This window comes from Tomitella fengzijianii (assembly GCF_007559025.1).
GTDB lineage: Bacteria > Actinomycetota > Actinomycetes > Mycobacteriales > Mycobacteriaceae > Tomitella > Tomitella fengzijianii.
Map to the genome: position 1 here is coordinate 2,094,233 of NZ_CP041765.1, position 15,480 is coordinate 2,109,712.

General features: G+C 69.4%; 12 protein-coding genes. 6 read left to right on the forward strand and 6 right to left on the reverse strand.

Annotated features, from left to right (window positions below; all coding sequences use genetic code 11):
* Positions 1–84 precede the first annotated feature (84 nt).
* The gene (locus tag FO059_RS09475) at positions 85–618 is read left to right on the forward strand and encodes a DUF6463 family protein (protein WP_268968806.1); all 534 of its coding nucleotides are present in this window, start codon (positions 85–87) and stop codon (positions 616–618) included.
* A gap of 180 nt (positions 619–798) precedes the next feature.
* Entirely contained in the window at positions 799–2,343 is a 1,545-nt protein-coding gene (locus FO059_RS09480) for a hypothetical protein (protein WP_143908281.1), read from the forward strand.
* A gap of 68 nt (positions 2,344–2,411) precedes the next feature.
* Here the strand turns inward: FO059_RS09480 and FO059_RS09485 are convergent, their stop codons facing one another.
* The 3 genes from FO059_RS09485 to FO059_RS09495 all read right to left on the reverse strand — a co-directional run bounded on the left by FO059_RS09485 (position 2,412) and on the right by FO059_RS09495 (position 5,501).
* On the reverse strand, positions 2,412–3,527 hold the full coding sequence (locus FO059_RS09485; protein WP_143908283.1) for a tyrosine-protein phosphatase: 1,116 nt from the start codon (positions 3,525–3,527) through the stop codon (positions 2,412–2,414).
* A gap of 220 nt (positions 3,528–3,747) precedes the next feature.
* Complete coding sequence (locus FO059_RS09490; protein WP_143908285.1) at positions 3,748–4,566, reverse strand: ABC transporter permease; 819 nt, start codon at positions 4,564–4,566, stop codon at positions 3,748–3,750.
* Positions 4,563–5,501: an ABC transporter ATP-binding protein gene (locus FO059_RS09495; RefSeq protein WP_143908287.1), complete on the reverse strand. Its 939-nt coding sequence runs from the start codon at positions 5,499–5,501 to the stop codon at positions 4,563–4,565. Before FO059_RS09495 ends, FO059_RS09490 begins: the two co-directional genes overlap by 4 nt.
* A gap of 115 nt (positions 5,502–5,616) precedes the next feature.
* Here FO059_RS09495 and FO059_RS09500 point away from each other — a divergent pair, with 115 nt between their 5' ends.
* Positions 5,617–6,237 carry a TetR/AcrR family transcriptional regulator gene (locus tag FO059_RS09500; RefSeq protein WP_143908289.1) on the forward strand — a complete coding sequence of 207 codons (621 nt, stop codon included), beginning with the start codon at positions 5,617–5,619 and terminating at the stop codon, positions 6,235–6,237.
* A gap of 42 nt (positions 6,238–6,279) precedes the next feature.
* On the opposite strand, the gene FO059_RS09505 is transcribed toward FO059_RS09500, so the two are convergent.
* Positions 6,280–7,542 (reverse strand): hypothetical protein, encoded by a 1,263-nt coding sequence (locus FO059_RS09505; protein WP_143908291.1) that lies wholly within the window; start codon positions 7,540–7,542, stop codon positions 6,280–6,282.
* Between the two features lie 629 nt (positions 7,543–8,171).
* On the opposite strand from FO059_RS09505, the gene FO059_RS09510 reads away from it, so the two are divergent.
* Both FO059_RS09510 and FO059_RS09515 read left to right on the forward strand, forming a co-directional pair.
* Complete coding sequence (locus tag FO059_RS09510) at positions 8,172–9,425, forward strand: IS256 family transposase (RefSeq protein WP_143907428.1); 1,254 nt, start codon at positions 8,172–8,174, stop codon at positions 9,423–9,425.
* Between the two features lie 221 nt (positions 9,426–9,646).
* Positions 9,647–11,146 carry an acetyl-CoA acetyltransferase gene (locus tag FO059_RS09515; RefSeq protein WP_143908292.1) on the forward strand — a complete coding sequence of 500 codons (1,500 nt, stop codon included), beginning with the start codon at positions 9,647–9,649 and terminating at the stop codon, positions 11,144–11,146.
* Between the two features lie 199 nt (positions 11,147–11,345).
* Here FO059_RS09515 and FO059_RS09520 read toward each other — a convergent pair whose 3' ends face one another.
* Both FO059_RS09520 and FO059_RS09525 read right to left on the reverse strand, forming a co-directional pair.
* On the reverse strand, positions 11,346–12,962 hold the full coding sequence (locus tag FO059_RS09520) for an ABC transporter substrate-binding protein (RefSeq protein WP_143908294.1): 1,617 nt from the start codon (positions 12,960–12,962) through the stop codon (positions 11,346–11,348).
* Between the two features lie 105 nt (positions 12,963–13,067).
* Positions 13,068–14,399: a M20 metallopeptidase family protein gene (locus FO059_RS09525; protein WP_328592909.1), complete on the reverse strand. Its 1,332-nt coding sequence runs from the start codon at positions 14,397–14,399 to the stop codon at positions 13,068–13,070.
* Positions 14,400–14,477: 78 nt separating this feature from the next.
* On the opposite strand from FO059_RS09525, the gene FO059_RS09530 reads away from it, so the two are divergent.
* Positions 14,478–15,467, forward strand: a complete 990-nt coding sequence (locus tag FO059_RS09530) for an Lrp/AsnC family transcriptional regulator (protein ID WP_168226606.1) — start codon at positions 14,478–14,480, stop codon at positions 15,465–15,467.
* Positions 15,468–15,480: the final 13 nt, after the last annotated feature.

A 15,480-nucleotide genomic window follows, 5' to 3' on the forward strand; every position in this document is an offset into this window, starting at 1 on the left:
GGCACGCCATCTTCCGCTTCGATGTCCACACTGCAAGGTGAACCGCTCGGCACACGCGTGCGGAACCGAGAGTGAGGACCCGCCGTGCACCTTCCACGACCCGAACAAGCGCCCCGCGGGGCGGCCCCGGCCCAGCCACTCCGCTCCACGATCGCGGCCGTCCGCCGCCGGCCTCCCCGCGGCCACTGGCGCATCGCCGCCTCGGATGGCAGACGGCTCAGCGAGGCCGCCGGGTGGCTGGCCGTCACCGCCGGCGCCGTGCACACCGCGTTGGCCCCGGTACTTCGGCGGGATGTGTGGTCACAGCACCCGCCGGCACGACTGTGGAACTCGGTGACACTCGAGCCCTCGGCGGACGAGCTACCGCGTGCGGAGGCGTTCTGGCTGAGCGTGGGGAGTTTCGGGCTGCCGCTGCACCTGCTCGGGTGGCAGATTCTCGCCTCGGTGCGCAGCGGTCAACCGGTGCCGGCATCGACCGGGTGGGGACTACTCGCCTGGGGCGCGGTCGCCACCACGCTCCTCCCCAAGTCACCCGCGTGGACGTTTCCCGTCATCGGGGGTCTGATCATCGCGGGGAATCGCAGCGCCCGCGGGGCGGGAGATCCTCCGCTCGGCTGACGAGCGCCAGCGGCTGCGATCAGGGCTCAGCCGTCGGGCGTCGGGGAATCGGCCGGCATCGTCTCGTGTCCCATCCGTTGCGGGGGCGGGACGTCGTGACCGACCCTGCGCGTCGACGAGCCCGCCTCGATCGCGGCGATTCGCCACCCCGGGCAGCGGCGCCGTGGCACGATTCACGGCATGGTAGACACTCGACCAGTTTTCCGCCGCTGGGCCGTCGTCGCCGGCGTCACCGTCGCGGCGGTCCTGGCCGCCTCCGGGCCCGCCGTCGCCGGTCCAGTGCTGCCCGGCGCGCCTCCCGCCACCGTCACTTTGCAGCCCGCAGGCGCCGTGCGTGAGGTGCCCACCGACTTCTTCGGCGTCAACGGGGCCCGCATCATCTCCCCCGAGAACGCCGAGCAGTGGCACGACCCCGTCTTCCGGCAGGCGCTCGCGGGGGTGGACGCCGGACTGATCCGCGTCCAGGGCGGCACCACCTCGCAGTGGATCGACTGGCGCACCGGCCGCTTCATTCAACGTCCGGGGGGCGAGTTCCCCGGCCAGAACGAGGGCCGCAACCCGATCCTGCTGAGCGATTGGGCCGACGTCGTCCGCGCCACCGGCGCCACGCCGATCTTCGACCTCAACGTGCTCACCTCCACCGTCGACGAGCAGATCGCCATGCTGCACGAGGCACAGCGGCTCGGCATGGACGTGCGGTACGTCGAGCTGGGCAACGAACTGTGGGATCCGGGCCCGTACTACCGGCAGGTCTACCCCACCGGCGCCGACTACGCCCGGACGATGAACGAGTGGATCGTCCGGCTGCGACAGGAGTTCCCGGACATCAAGATCGGCGTCTCCGGAGCGGACGACTCGTCGATCGTCACCACCGCCCTGGGGCCACGTATCCAGACGTGGAACGCCGGGCTCTACGCGAACATCCGCGGCGCCGACGCCGTAGTCCTGCACCCGTACTGGACACCCGACCCCGTGCAGGCGGACATCGGCTCCACCGCGGCGGGCGGCGTGGCCGCGTGGAACGGGTTTGCAGACAAGGCCATCGGCGGGGTCCCGGCGGGGATGGAGGTGTGGATCACCGAGTACAACCAGATCAACATCCCGTTCGGCGAGATCCCCGGGTTCCCGCCCCAGCTGATCTCCGGGGTTCCGCAGACCTGGGCGGTGGGGCTCTCCGTGGCCGGGTTCGCGCTGTCGAGCCTCACCGATCCGCGCGTCCGAATGTCGGTGCTGCACGCGGCCATCGACGGGCTGCCGTCGGCGCGTTCCCGGGCCGCGAACGGCAACGAGGAGATCCACGCGCTGCTGGCCGACGGATCGGGCGGCTCGATCGAGTACGGGCGCACCGCCCTCAACGAGGCACTCACCCCCATCTACACCCGCGGACGCGAGGGCGGAACGGTCCAGCGGATCACCGCCGACGGCGCGCCGGAGGTGACGGTGGCCCTGGGCACCCCGCTCGGCATCACACGGGTGACGTCCATCGTCGGCGCGGAGTTCCTCGGCGACCATCCCGGCGCGTTCCTCGTGAACCTCGGCGATCAGCCGGTGCACGTGCGCATGCCCGACGGGCTGTCGGGCACCTTGACCGCCGACACGCTGAACGCGCCGCCACTGTCCAACCCGGCGTTCACGCCGAGCGACCACGTCACCGAAACGCGCACCGAGGTGACCGGAGAGGCGACCCTGCCCCCGTACTCGTTGACGCAGCTGACCCCGCGGTGAGAGCTCTGTGGCACGCCGCAGTGCGGAGGCCTGCCACGGAGGGCAGGGCCTGCCGCGCGCGGAGAAGCTCAGTCGAGCATTGTGTTCCGTAGCTTCGAGAGCGTTTCATCATCGAGGCCGAGCTGGTTATGGGCGAATTCGTCCCAGCCGCCGTACTCGGTGTGGATCGCCTTGAGGACGGGCTCGATCTCGCTGGGGCGTTGTTCCATCAGCGGCTTGATCAAGTCGACGTCGACGCCTTTGTCTTCGAGGTAGGCGTACGTCTGCTCGTTGTGCTTCTGATTGTACTTGTTCGAGGCGACGAAGTCGTCGACGATCGTCTGGTCGTCCACGCCGAGTACGCCGAGCAGGATCGCGCTCATCATGCCTGTGCGGTCCTTGCCCGCCGAGCAGTGATACAGCAGGGCCCCCTCGTTGTCGGCGATCAGGCGCAACGTCTTGCCGTAGCCGGCCATCGTGTCCGGATTCGCCAGCTGATTGGTGAAACCTTCGTCGCCGAGCCGCTCGGCCTTGCCGCCGCCGAGCAGCTCGTCGAGCTTGCCGGGATCACCATCAGACAGAGCGTTTTGCAGCGCCGTCGACAGTGCTTGGGTGTTGTCATCGAGTACCGGGATACGCACCAGCTCGGTCGTGTCCGGCAACTTGTCCGGGCCGGATCGGGCGATCTCACTATCACCGAGGAAATTGACCACCGTGGCCACGTCCGCCGCCTCGAGGGCCTGGTCATCGGCTGCGGTGAGATCGCTGAGACTGTCGCCGCGGAACGCGTGCCCCCACACGGTGGTACGCCCGTCTTCGGTGGTGAACCCGCCCATGTCCCGGACGTTGTGGGCGCCCTCCAGATGGAACTGCCGGGTCGAGGCGATCTCGCTGCCGTCGCCGTCGGCCACCTGGAAGTACCAGCGGTCGGCCGGGGCCAGGCCATCGACCGTGGCCGACCGGTCGCTGCTGTCGGCGACCTTCTTTCCGCTTTCGGACGGGTCGGCCGCCGTGGTCGACGCGAACACCGACGCGTCAGCGGGCCCCTCCCACGTCAGCGTGTAGCCGCCCGCGTCGTCCCGGTCGATGCGCAGATTCGTCACCTGCGAATCAGCGGGACCGCTGTCGCTGGAGCCGCAGGCCGTCAACGTCAGCAACGACGCCAATCCCACTGCCCCCAGGCTCGCCTGCCATCTGCGCTGCATGTGCCACTCCCCCAACCGCGTCTCGGATCATGTGTGACGCACGATACGAGTCGCACTGCGTGCGGTGTACGCCACTCTCACCTGTCGGTACTCGGCGTGCTTCGTCAGGGTCAGGACACCGTGTTCACCGGCAGGCGGCCCAGAAAGGCAGGGGCGGGACTTCCTGCGGCAGAGTGCTTGCTGCGAAGACACCAACCGCCGGCGGGCACGGCCCCGCCCCTCAGCTCACGTCGCGCCGGATCGAGGTGCGCACGGCGATGGCGGTGATCACCACGGCGTAGGCGATGAGCACGAGCGCCGCCAGCCACGGGTTGAGCATCACCGCCCCATCCGCCGCGCCGAACGCCCGGTGGCCGCTGAACGTCAGCGCCTGCACCGCCCCGCCCGGCAGGTACGGGTAGGCCGGGCGCAGCGCGGAGATGGAGTTGAACAGCGGCTCGACCGCGAACAGGTACACCAGCAGCACGCCCACCGCGGCGAGCTGGTTGCGCAGCAGCGCGCCCAGCGCGACGCCCAGCGCGGTCATCACGGCGATGGCGACGGTGCCGCCGACCACCGCGCGCGTGATGCCCCCGGCGCTCAGGCCTCCCTCGAGCATGCCGCGCGCCGAGAGCCACGGGGCGGCGATCGCCGAGCACACCGCGACGATGACCGCGCCGACAACCAGCCCGTAGCCGGCGAGCACGAGCAGCTTGGCGGTGATCAGCCGCCCGCGGTGCGGCACGGCGAGGAAGCTCGCGGTGACGGTGCGGTGGCGGTATTCGCCGGCCACGGCGGTGATGCCGACGATCGCGGTGATCATGTACGCCGTCTGCAGCCCGCCGATGAGGGCGCCGGTGAAGATGTCCATCGGCGGGTGCTCGCCGGCCTCGGAGCCGGTGACCGTCAGCACCGTCACCAGCACGCCCACGGCCAGCGCGACGAGGCTGAGCACCCACCAGGTGCGGGTGGTGGCGAGCTTGCGCACCTCGATGCGCATGGCGGTGGACAGGCCGGTGCCGGCGGGCGCGGCCGAGGTGTCGAGGGCGGTGGCGTTCACTGGGCCGTCTCCTGGATCGTCGCGGGGGCCTGGCCGGCGCCGGGCTCGGTGAGGCTGAAGAAAAGCTCTTCGAGCGAGTGCTCCTCGCCCACGAGCTCGGTGACCACGATCTGCTCGCGCAGGGCGGTGCGGGCGATCTGCTCGGCGCCGGCCGCGCGCACGCGCAGCACGCCGTCGCCCGCATCCTCGACCACGGCGCCCGCCGCGGTGAGCGCGGCGGCGAGGCGGGCCCCGTCCAGGGCGCGCACGCGCACGGTGGGCTCGCCGACGGCGGCGACGTCCCCGTCGTAGACCACGCGGCCCTTGTCGATGATCACCACCGAGTCGACGATCTGCTGCATCTCGGCGAGCAGGTGACTCGAGACGAGCACCGTGTGGCCGCGGTCCGCGCGCTCGCGCAGCAGCCCGCGCAGCCAGCGGATGCCCTCGGGGTCGAGGCCGTTGGTGGGTTCGTCGCAGATGAGCACGGGTGGGTCGGGCAGCAGCGCGGCGGCGATGCCCAGGCGCTGGCGCATGCCCAGCGAGTAGCCGCGCACGGTGCGACGGGCGGCGTCCTCATCGAGTCCCACCTGCGCGAGCACCTCGTCGACGCGGCGGTCGTCGGCGCCCAACGCGGGGGCGTACGTGCGCAGGTGGTCGCGGCCGGTGCGGCCCGGGTGGAAGCCGTCGGCCTCGAGCAGCGCGCCGACGGTGCGGGCGGGGGCGGGCAGGTCCTCGTAGCGGTGCTCGCCGATCAGCGCGGCGCCGGACGTGGGCCGCACCAGACCCAGCAGCATCCGCAGCGTGGTGGTCTTGCCCGCGCCGTTGGGGCCGAGGAAGCCGGTGATGCGCCCGGGCCGGACGGTGAAGCTCAGTGCGTCAACGGCGCGGCGCCCGCCGAAGCTCTTGGTCAGTCCGCGTACGTTGATCGCGTACGGGGTGTGGTGCGATGGCATCGGGCTCCTCACCGGGGGCGCGGCCTGCGTGCGGCAGGCGACGCGGCCGTGACCTAGACACTGTGTCCATGTGACCGTACAGAGTGTCCATACGAGCGAAGGCGGGAGGTTGGCGATGGAGTCGCGCACAGCGTCCGGCGGGTCGTGGGACGAGGCGGTGTCGGATCACCGCCGGCGCCAGCTGCTGCACATCGGCCGGGTGGCCACCGCGCTGGTGGCGGCCGAGGGGCTGGCAGCGGTGTCGATGAGCCGTCTCGCCCGCGAGGCGGGGGTGTCGCGGGCAACGCTGTACAACTACGTGCCCGACGTAGCCACGGCAATCCAGCGCTACCTCGACGCCAAGGACGCGGCGTTCGCGCGGTCGGTCACCACCGCCGTCGCCGACGAGCCCGGCCCCGTCGAGAAGCTGCGCCGCTACATCCGCGAGCAGGTGCGCTACGTGGCGGGCGGCGAGCACCGCGCCGCCGTGGCCGTCGCCGAGGCGGGGGCGGCGCTGGAGGGGGCCAGTTCGGCGCGCGCACACCAGGCGCGCCAGCCCGCGGTGCTCGCCGCGATCCTCGCCGAGGGCGAGGAGGAAGGCGTGTTCGCGCCGGCCGCGCACGGCGCCCGGGCGATGCTGATCGGCCGGCTGCTGTACTCGGCGCCGGAGCTGCTGTTCACGCACGGGCTGTCCGAGGACGAGGCGGCGGCCGCGATCACCGACCTGGCGCTGGGCGGGATCGCGGCGGGCCGATAGGCGCCGGCGCTGCTGTGGCGGGCGCCGCGCCTCCGTCGCGGGTCACTCCCAGGCGAACATCCGGCGGCGGTAGTCCGCAACCCGCGCCGCGTTCGCCGCGGCGCGCTCTGCCGGGTCCACCACCGAGGGCACCGACGCGCCGTCGACCACCTCGGCGCCGCGCACCGCGCGGGAGGCGTCCGCGCCGGCGGGCAGGCCCTGCCAGCGGATCGCGTAGATGCCCGCGCCGAGCCCGCCGGTGTCGAGCCAATTGGCCACGCCGGGATCCTCCGCGCAGATCGCGTACGTGTACAGCCCGTCGTCGTCGGGCACGGCCTGCGCCGAGTTGATGCTGCCGGAGCGCGCGACGTGCTCGCGGGCGACGCCCCACGGGTCGGTGACCTGGAAGCCCACGTAGTCGGCGGCGAGCCGGTCGACGCGCACCACCAGCGCCTGGCCGGGCTCGAGGCGGAAGTGGCCGCTGGTGGCGCAGCCGAAGCCCGACGCGCGCAGGCCCGGCGGCGGCGTCACCGCGTTGGCGGGCTTGGAGAAGATGTAGGCGTTGTCCCATTCGAGCCAGTAGCGCCCGACGGTGCGCACCAGCTCGGCGGCGTGCTCGCGCGTCCGCCCGGGCGCGGGGCTCTTCGGTGCGGGGCCGTCGATCTGCTCGATGGTGAGCCGCGCAGGCAGCTGCGTCGTCCAGTCGGTGAGCGCGTTGCGGCTGATGAGGAAGTTGCGGCCCGGCGTCGTCCGCAGGTGGGGCGTGTCGCCCGCGCCGTCGCCGGGCCCGACGGTGACCGTGAAGCGGCCGCCGTCGATGCGGAATCCCGCGTCGGTCAGGGCGCCCTGCACCGGTGCGCCCTCCTTGGTCACCGCGCCGGTGCCCGGAGTCTGGCCGTAGAGGACGAACGACTGCTGCGCCGGCGGCCGCGCGGGCAGCTCGCCGCGGATCAGGTAGGTGGCGTCGCCGTCGAGGACGGCGTGGCGGTGGATGTTGTCGGGGTTGTCGATGCCGTAGCCGGAGCCGGGGACGCGCAGGCCGCACCAGGCGTGCGGGGCGCACGCCGTCCACACCAGGGCCGGGCGGGCCGGGTCATGTAGCGCCATGTGCACCGACGCCAGGGTGGCGGCGTCGACGGCCGGTTCGAGTGTGGCGCGGCCGGCGTCGGTGGCGGCCTGCGGGTCGGCCTCGTACATGCGGCGGACGTCGTCGCGGGCGGCGCGGATGAGCGGATCGTCGAGCAGCTCCAGGCCGGCGCGCTCGAAGCGCAGCTGAGCGTCGGTGGGCAGCGGCGCCTGCGCGTCCGGCGCGGTGGGATCGTGCATGGGCGGGCCTCCTCGCCGTGGTGGCCGTGCCGCGTCGCGGGCCCGGCCGGGTGCGCGCGTGAAGGGCATCACGGGACGGCGGCGGCGGCACAGCGCGGGTCTCGGGTGGCGAGAAGGGCGCTGCCACCGAATCGCGCCCGCGCAGAGAATCAGGGCCGCGCGCGGCTCACGCGAACAGCAGCGCAAGCCCGGTGACGACCGCGCCTAGGGCGGTGGTCGACACGTTGCCGTCCGCCCGCGCCGAGAACACGGCACAATAGACGCCACCACGTGGCCTGGTTTTCAACCACCGCTATGGGGCTAGTTTTCGGCCGTCATCAACACCGCGGGGGTCAGGTCTCGGCGAGGAACCCTTCGATGAGCCGGTGCACACGATGGTCACCCGGTGTGACGCAGCGTCGTGTAGTTCGTCTGGGTGAACACGCCGAGCAGCTGCTGAACGTCGCCGCGGCTGTCGGTCTGTAACCCGAACGCATGTACCGTCTGAGTTCCAGCGGTAGTGCCCCATACAGTGGTGTAACTCGGTGGCCGAGTTCGTCTGTGACACCGCGTCAATGACGGACGCAGTGCGGCCACCGTGTGATCCTTCGAGTGAACCTCTCACAGCACCCTCGAACGGAGTCATCACGATGACCGCACCCCACATTGTCGACCCTGCCGGCCTGCTTGGCCAAGCACTGTCCGAAGCATCACCGGATCTGATGCGTGAGCTGCTGCAGACCATGATCAACGCGCTGCTCTCAGCGGACGCCGACGCCGTGTGCGGCGCCGAATGGAACGCTCGCACCGCTGAGCGGACCAACCGCCGCAACGGCTACCGTCACCGCCCGCTGGATACCCGGGTCGGCACCGTCGACGTCGCCGTCCCCAAACTGCGGTCGGGCAGCTACTTCCCCGAGTGGCTGCTCGAACGCCGCAAGCGGGCAGAGTCGGCACTGATCACCGTCGTCGCCGACTGCTACCTCGCCGGGGTCTCCACACGCCGCATGGACAAGCTGGTCAAGACGCTCGGCATCGACTCGCTGTCGAAATCGCAGGTCAGCCGCATGGCTGAGGACCTCGACGAGCAGGTCGCCGCCTTCCGGCACCGGCGTCTGGACGAAGCCGGCCCTTTCACCTTCGTCACCGCCGATGCGCTGACGATCAAGGTCCGCGAGAACAAGCAGGTCGTCAAGGCCGTCGTACTGCTCGCCACCGGCGTCAACGGCGACGGGCACCGCGAAGTGCTCGGCATGCAGGTCGCCACCAGCGAGACCAAGGCCTCGTGGAACACCTTCTTCGCCGACCTCGTAGCACGCGGACTCGGCGGGGTGCGGCTGGTGACCTCTGACGCCCACGCGGGGCTGGTCGAGGCGATCGCGGCGAACCTGCCCGGCGCCGTCTGGCAACGCTGCCGCACCCACTACGCGGCCAACCTGATGGCGGTGTGCCCGAAATCGATGTGGCCGGCTGTCAAAGCGATGCTCCACAGCGTTTACGACCAGCCCACCGCCGCCGCGGTGCATGACCAGTTCGACCGGCTCCTCGAGTACACCGAAGACCGCCTGCCCAAGGTCGCCGAGCACCTCGGCGATGCCCGCGAAGACCTGCTCGCGTTCGCCGGGTTCCCCGACGATGTGTGGCGTCAGATCTGGTCGAACAACCCCACCGAACGGCTCAACAGGGAAATCCGTCGCCGTACCGATGTCGTGGGGATCTTCCCGAACCGGGACGCCATCGTCCGCCTCATCGGCGCCGTGCTCGCTGAGCAGACCGACGAATGGGCCGAAGGTCGCCGCTACCTCGGGCTCGAGGTCCTCAGCCGCTGCCGGCTGACCGTCGCTACCGAGACCGACACGACCACGGAGGTAGGCACAGACCCGTACCTGCAACTACCCGCCTGAACCCGAACGAAGGATCAGAAACCAGTTACACCACTGCCCGGGACTTGACCCCGACGGTTATCCCTGCATTCCAGTGGTGGGCAGCGGAAGCGTGCAGAAAGGCCTCCGCATTACCCCCGAGTGGGGGTCCAGGTTGCAACGCACCTCCGACCGCTCGCCCTGCCGCGCCCACCACCTCGCCCTGACGAGCGACGGCGGTGTACGGCGATACGGTGCTGACCATGAGACTCGATCCGCGTACGCCCGTCCTCGTCGGCGGTGGCCAGGTGTCGGAGCACGACGGCGGCATCGAGCCGGTGGATCTCATCGCCGAGGCCGCCCGGGCCGCTGCCGCCGAGGCGGGATCGCACCGGCTGCTCGAGTCCCTCGATACGGTCTGGCTCTCGCGGATCCTGTCGTGGCCGTACCGCGACCCGGGCCTCCTCGTCGCGGATCGGATCGGGGCCGCGCCGCGCCACACCGGCTACAGCGGTACCGCCGGCAGCGTCCCGCAGGTCCTCCTGGCCCGAGCCGCCGAGGACATCGCCGCCGGCCGCCGCGACGCCGTTCTCGTCGGCGGCGCCGAGTCCTGGCGCACCCTGATGAAGCTGCGCGCACAGGGCAGCACACCGGAGTGGACGGTGCAGCCGGAGATCATCGCGCCGGCCGAGAACCTCGTACCGGACGTCCCGATGGGCGCCGAGGCCGAGAAGCGCATCGGCTTCATCCGGCCGTCGCACATCTACCCGCTGTTCGACGACGCGCTGCGCCTACGGCTCGGGCGCACACGCGCCATGCACCGTGACGCGCTCGGAGAGTTGTGGTCACGGTTCAGCAGCGTCGCGGCCGGAAACCCGCACGCCTGGTCGCACGAGGCACTCTCCGCGCGGCAGATCACCACGCCGAGCCCCGACAACCGCATGATCGCCTCGCCGTACACCAAGCGGATGAACTCGAACAACATGGTCGACCAGGCGGCGGTCCTGCTGATGTGCTCGGTCGAAAAGGCGACTGCGCTCGGTATCGCACGCGACCGGTGGGTCTTCCCGCACGCGAGCGTCGAGGGCCATGACACGTACGCGGTGGCCGAGCGACCCGGGCTGGACCGCTGCCATGCGATGCGTCTCGGCGGGCAACGGGCACTGGACCTCAGAGGGGTGGGCCTCGACGACATCACGTATGTCGACCTGTATTCGTGCTTCCCCTCGGCGGTACAGATCGCCGCGCGCGAGCTCGGCCTCCCGCTCGACGACCCCGCCCGCCCGCTGACCGTCACGGGCGGGCTGTCCTTCGCCGGCGGACCCTGGTGCAACTACACGGCGCACGCTGTCGCGAGCCTGTCCACCCGCCTGCGCGACGACCCCGGCACGTACGGGCTGGTCACCGCGAACAGCGGCTACCTGACCAAGCAGGCGGTCGGCATCTACAGCACCGAGCCGCCCACGGGCGGATTCCGCCGCGACTACGTGCAGGACGAGATCGACCGCGTCCCCGCCGTCCGGGCCCTGGACTCCTACGCCGGCCCCGCCTCCCTGGAGGCCTCCACCGTCGTCTACGCCCGATCCGGCGCTCCTGAACGCGTATTCCTCGCTGCCCGCACGCCCACTGGTGAGCGGGTGCTGGCGGTCTCCGACGACAGCGCCGACATCGACGCGCTCGCGTCCTGCGAGGTCGGGTCTTTGGTGGTCGACGTGGCCGCCGACGGGACGTTCCACGTCTCCGGGGCGACCAGGCGCGGGTGACGCTCGCGCCGAGTTGGTGGTTCCGCGGTGACTACGGGCGGTTGGAGCACCGGAGAACCACCAACTCGGCGCGGCACAGAAAATCGGCGTTGGCCAGCCGGCCACGCCCCCCCGGGGCCGGTCACCTGCCGAGACTTCCCACCCGATCCGGGTCGAGCCGACATGCCAGCCTGACAAAACATCGAGGCCAGGTGCACTGTCATGATTTCCAGGCGTTCCCGAGAAGCACCATGGTATTGGCCGATCCCGTGACTCCGTGTACGTTCTTCTGCCACGCAAGATACTCCGGATAGTAACCATGCACGAGGAACGGGACGTCTTCGTTCAGCTGCCGCTGAATGTCAGCCATTATCGCAAGTTTTGTCGTGTGATCAGAGGCCGATTGAAACTCGTCGATCAACGAGTCCATGGCTGGGCTCGTGTACATTCCGTACACCTGCTTCCCCCCGCTGTGCATGGCTGCCGACATTTTCGGGAACGGGTCCGGGTCACGCAGGCTCAACCCCCAGACTCCCAGGTCGTAGTCCTGTTCGGCGGCGATGCGGCGAATCTGGTCGCCGGTCGTGGGTAGTGTCTGGAGGTCCACGTCGAAGCCGACCGCGTCGAGGTGTGCCACCATCGCCTGGGCTTGGCTGACCTTCTGCGGGTTGCTCCCGGTGACCATCACAAGCTTGCCGTCGAAGCCTTCCGCCTTTACCTGGTCGACGAGTTGACGGGCCGCCTGAGGGTCGGATCGGGGCGCGTCGACGTCCGTGTTCCATTTCGAGTAGTCGGCGAACAACTCGCCCTCCGCGAAGACCGTGCTGTCGTATCCGCGTTCCGCAATCGCCTCATTATCAACTGCCAGTTGCAGAGCCTTGCGCAACCTCGGATCAGAACCGGGACGTTCTGGATCGGCGTTGATAAGGGTGACGTTTGCAGCTGCGGTCATGCTCACGTAGCCGGGAAGTTGACGATCAATCATCTTCTGCACATTTTCCGGGTAGCGAACCAGGGCTGTGTCGACTCCCCCGTTGAAGAGAGTCTCCATGGTGGTCTGGGTGGTCGGAAAGTAGACGAACCTCACTTTCTGGAGGTGTGGCCTGCCATCCCAGTATTCCTCACGCGCTGTGAGGGTCATTGAAGTTCCGGGCTGCCAGTCATGAAGAGTGAACGGTCCGGCTCCGATGGGTTTGAACTCGTCTCCCGGCGCCCCCGCCGCCGGGGCGACGATCATGCCGGCGCCAGTCGTCAGCGTATGGGGAAAGTCCGGCCATGCCCTGTTGAGCGTGTAGACGACAGTTCTGGGGTCGGGTGTGTCGATCGCTGCGACGTTGTCGTTCCAGAGGGGCGCTTCCGGACCGGCTGCGGACGCATACCGCTCCTGGCTGGCCTTGACGGACGCGGCGTCGACCGGAGTCCCGTCGGAGAAGGCCACGCCGTCGCGCAGGGTCAAGGTCCAGGTGGTGAAGGCGTCATCGTGGACGAGGACCGCGGCCATCTGCGGGACCACGGAATCGGTGGCGGCGTCGTATCGCATCAGCGAGTCGTAGATGTTGATCATCTCGACGCCACCGGTGGTGACTGCCGCGATCGCCTTGGCAGGGTCGAGAGATGCCGGCTCGGAGTATGCGCCGAAGGTGAGGATCCCGCCGCGGTCCGGCTTGTCTTCGTCATTGCCGCTATTGATCATGCCGTCATGCAGGGCGGCCAAATCGCCTTCCTGCGCAGCGGACCCGCCGTCCGCGTCGTTGCTCGCGCATCCCGATATCAAGACGGCCAGGGCAGCCATGGCGGTGCCGAGCCGCCGTGCGGTGCGGGTAGTGGGAGTGAGCATGGAGCCTTCCTCGAGAGGTGCAGGAGATTGGAGGATCGCCGGTGGAACCGCGTGTCGCCGCGATTGCGAGCGGTGACAGCCGCATGCACTGCGGACTCCGCAGGATCAGTTATGCAGTCGATCCCAGGCGAGTTTCGCCAACAGCGCGGACTGGTCCGCGAGCAAAGCGTCATCGAAGAGCACATCCGGCGAGTGGCTGTATGCCGCGGTAGCGGGATCGATATGAAGCGGGCTGGCGCCGAGCAGGATGTAGCTGCCCGGAATCTGCTCGAGAACGAAGGAGAAGTCTTCCGAGCCGAATCGCGGTGTCATCGTGGACTCCACGCGGCCGTGCCCGAACATCGTGGTGATCGTGGCCAGTGCGCGCTGCGTCTCGGCCGGGTCGGTGACGGTCACCGGATACGACCGCTCGAAATCGACCTCGACGTCGAGCCCGTGAGCGTGCGCGATACCTGCGGCGATCCTTCGCGACTCCGCTTCGACAACCTCGAGCGTCTCCGTTGAGAACGTGCGCACCGTGGCGGAGAGACGGGCCCTCTCCGGCAGGACGTTCACCGCATCGCTGGCTTCCACGCGGGTGACCGATACGACCGCAGGGTCGAGAACGTCGATACGGCGGGTGACCATCGCCTGCAACGCCAGAACGGTCTCAGCCAGGGCGGGGACCGGATCGCGTCCTTGGTGCGGGCGACTGCCGTGTCCGCCGGACCCGGTCAACGTCACGCTCAGGACACTGGAGCTGCCGAGGATGGGGCCCGAACGAGTGCGGAACCGGCCGTTGACCCCGGGGCCCACGTGCACCGCGTATGCGGCCACCGGAAGCGATCCGGAGGCCTCGAGCGCCCCCTCCTCGATCATCACGCGAGCGCCGCCGTGACCTTCCTCGCCGGGCTGGAACATGAACAGGACATCACCGTGCAGATCGCGGCGGCGGCCGGACAGCAGGTGGGCCGCCCCCACGAGTCCAGCGGCATGCATGTCGTGGCCGCAAGCGTGCATCGCCCCGTTCGTCGACCTGTACGGCAGGTCGTTGTCTTCAACGACCGGGAGTGCGTCCATGTCGCCGCGCAAAAGGACCGTGGGTCCGGGATGCGCACCGCGCAGGACCGCGACAATCGAAGTTGTGCGCTCACCGAGGGTGACCTCCAGATCGAGCCCGTCCAACTCCGCGAGTACCGACGCCTGCGTGTTCGGCAACATCAGCCCGATCTCAGGCTGCGCATGCAGGCGACGCCGCAGATCGATGAGCCTCGGCGACAGAGCCGCTGCCGCGGCGAGGAACTCCCGGCCGCGTGATCGGGTGTCGTCATCGAGACTCGAAGCGGCGGTTGCCTGCGTAGTCGGCGACTGACTGCTCAAGTGCGCTCCCTGGGATGTTCGGCCGCCCGAGGACGACCGATGGTGATGTGCGGTGCAGTTGCACAAACTAGACAGCACGCCCGGCAAAGATGAAGACTCTGGCCAGAAACTCGCATGATAAGCGCCCTACCCGCCTATCCACCGCAAGGATCTGTCATGAACTTCGAACTGGATCTGCAAATTCTCAGCGCCGTCCAGCTCAATCCGCGCATCTCGTGGACGCGCCTGGCCGCGATCCTCTCGGTCGATCCCTCGACGATCTCGCGGCGATGGACGCGCATGCGGGACAACCGCACCGTCTGGACGACATGCTTCGCGGTCCCCAAGCCCGTCAGCGAACACATGATGTACGCCTTCGTCGAGCTGAGCTGCGCACCGGGGCGCCGGCAACAGATCATCGATGTGCTCACCGACGAACACCGGATCTACAGCGTCAACTGCACGTCGGGATCACGGGACCTGTTCCTGATCGTCTCCGCCCCGGGGCTCGTCGCTCTCGACGGCTACATCGACGACCGGATCACGTCCATATCCGGCGTCACCGGTGCGAAGACCCACTTCGTGCAGTCCGTCCACCTCGACGGACCCGGCAGCCGGCTCGGTTTCCTCACCGACAGCCAGGCGAAGGACGTACTGCAGACCGTTCCCGTTCCCACACGGCGGATCCCGATGTCCGAGTCCTACCTGGACCTGATCTCCGCTCTCGCAGGGGACATCCGACGCCCGGTGTCGGACGTGCAGCGGGAGGTCGGTCGTTCGGTGTCCTCCGTGTCCCGGGGAATCGAAGCGCTTCTCGGCGTCGAGTGGGCGCGGTGGCGGGTCGACATCGCACACGACCACATGGGGTGGGAAGCGGAAGCGATGCTGTGGCTGCGCGTCGACCACCCCGAACGTGACCGCGTCATCGCGATGGTCACCAAGCAGCCGCACGTGCGCCTGTGCGCATCCGTCGTAGGAGAAGCGAACCTGGTCGGCTCGTTCTGGATGCGCGACCTCTACGAGTTGGACGCGATCGAACGACGACTCCAAAGCGCCTTTCCGGAGGTAAGCGTTGTCGACCGTTGGATCATCCCGCGTGTCGCCAAACGCACCGGGCATGTACTCGACGGCGAGGGGCTGTGGAGCCACTTCATCGGCCTCCAGTGATCCCGAGCGGTGT

Excerpts from the sequence above, each read along its gene's own strand:
- FO059_RS09480 (WP_143908281.1), top strand. The coding sequence starts at position 799 with ATGGTAGACACTCGACCAGTTTTCCGCCGCTGGGCCGTCGTCGCCGGC.
- FO059_RS09485 (WP_143908283.1), bottom strand. The coding sequence starts at position 3,527 with ATGCAGCGCAGATGGCAGGCGAGCCTGGGGGCAGTGGGATTGGCGTCG.
- FO059_RS09495 (WP_143908287.1), bottom strand. The coding sequence starts at position 5,501 with ATGCCATCGCACCACACCCCGTACGCGATCAACGTACGCGGACTGACC.
- FO059_RS09500 (WP_143908289.1), top strand. The coding sequence starts at position 5,617 with ATGGAGTCGCGCACAGCGTCCGGCGGGTCGTGGGACGAGGCGGTGTCG.
- FO059_RS09505 (WP_143908291.1), bottom strand. The coding sequence starts at position 7,542 with ATGCACGATCCCACCGCGCCGGACGCGCAGGCGCCGCTGCCCACCGAC.
- FO059_RS09510 (WP_143907428.1), top strand. The coding sequence starts at position 8,172 with ATGACCGCACCCCACATTGTCGACCCTGCCGGCCTGCTTGGCCAAGCA.
- FO059_RS09515 (WP_143908292.1), top strand. The coding sequence starts at position 9,647 with ATGAGACTCGATCCGCGTACGCCCGTCCTCGTCGGCGGTGGCCAGGTG.
- FO059_RS09520 (WP_143908294.1), bottom strand. The coding sequence starts at position 12,962 with ATGCTCACTCCCACTACCCGCACCGCACGGCGGCTCGGCACCGCCATG.
- FO059_RS09530 (WP_168226606.1), top strand. The coding sequence starts at position 14,478 with ATGAACTTCGAACTGGATCTGCAAATTCTCAGCGCCGTCCAGCTCAAT.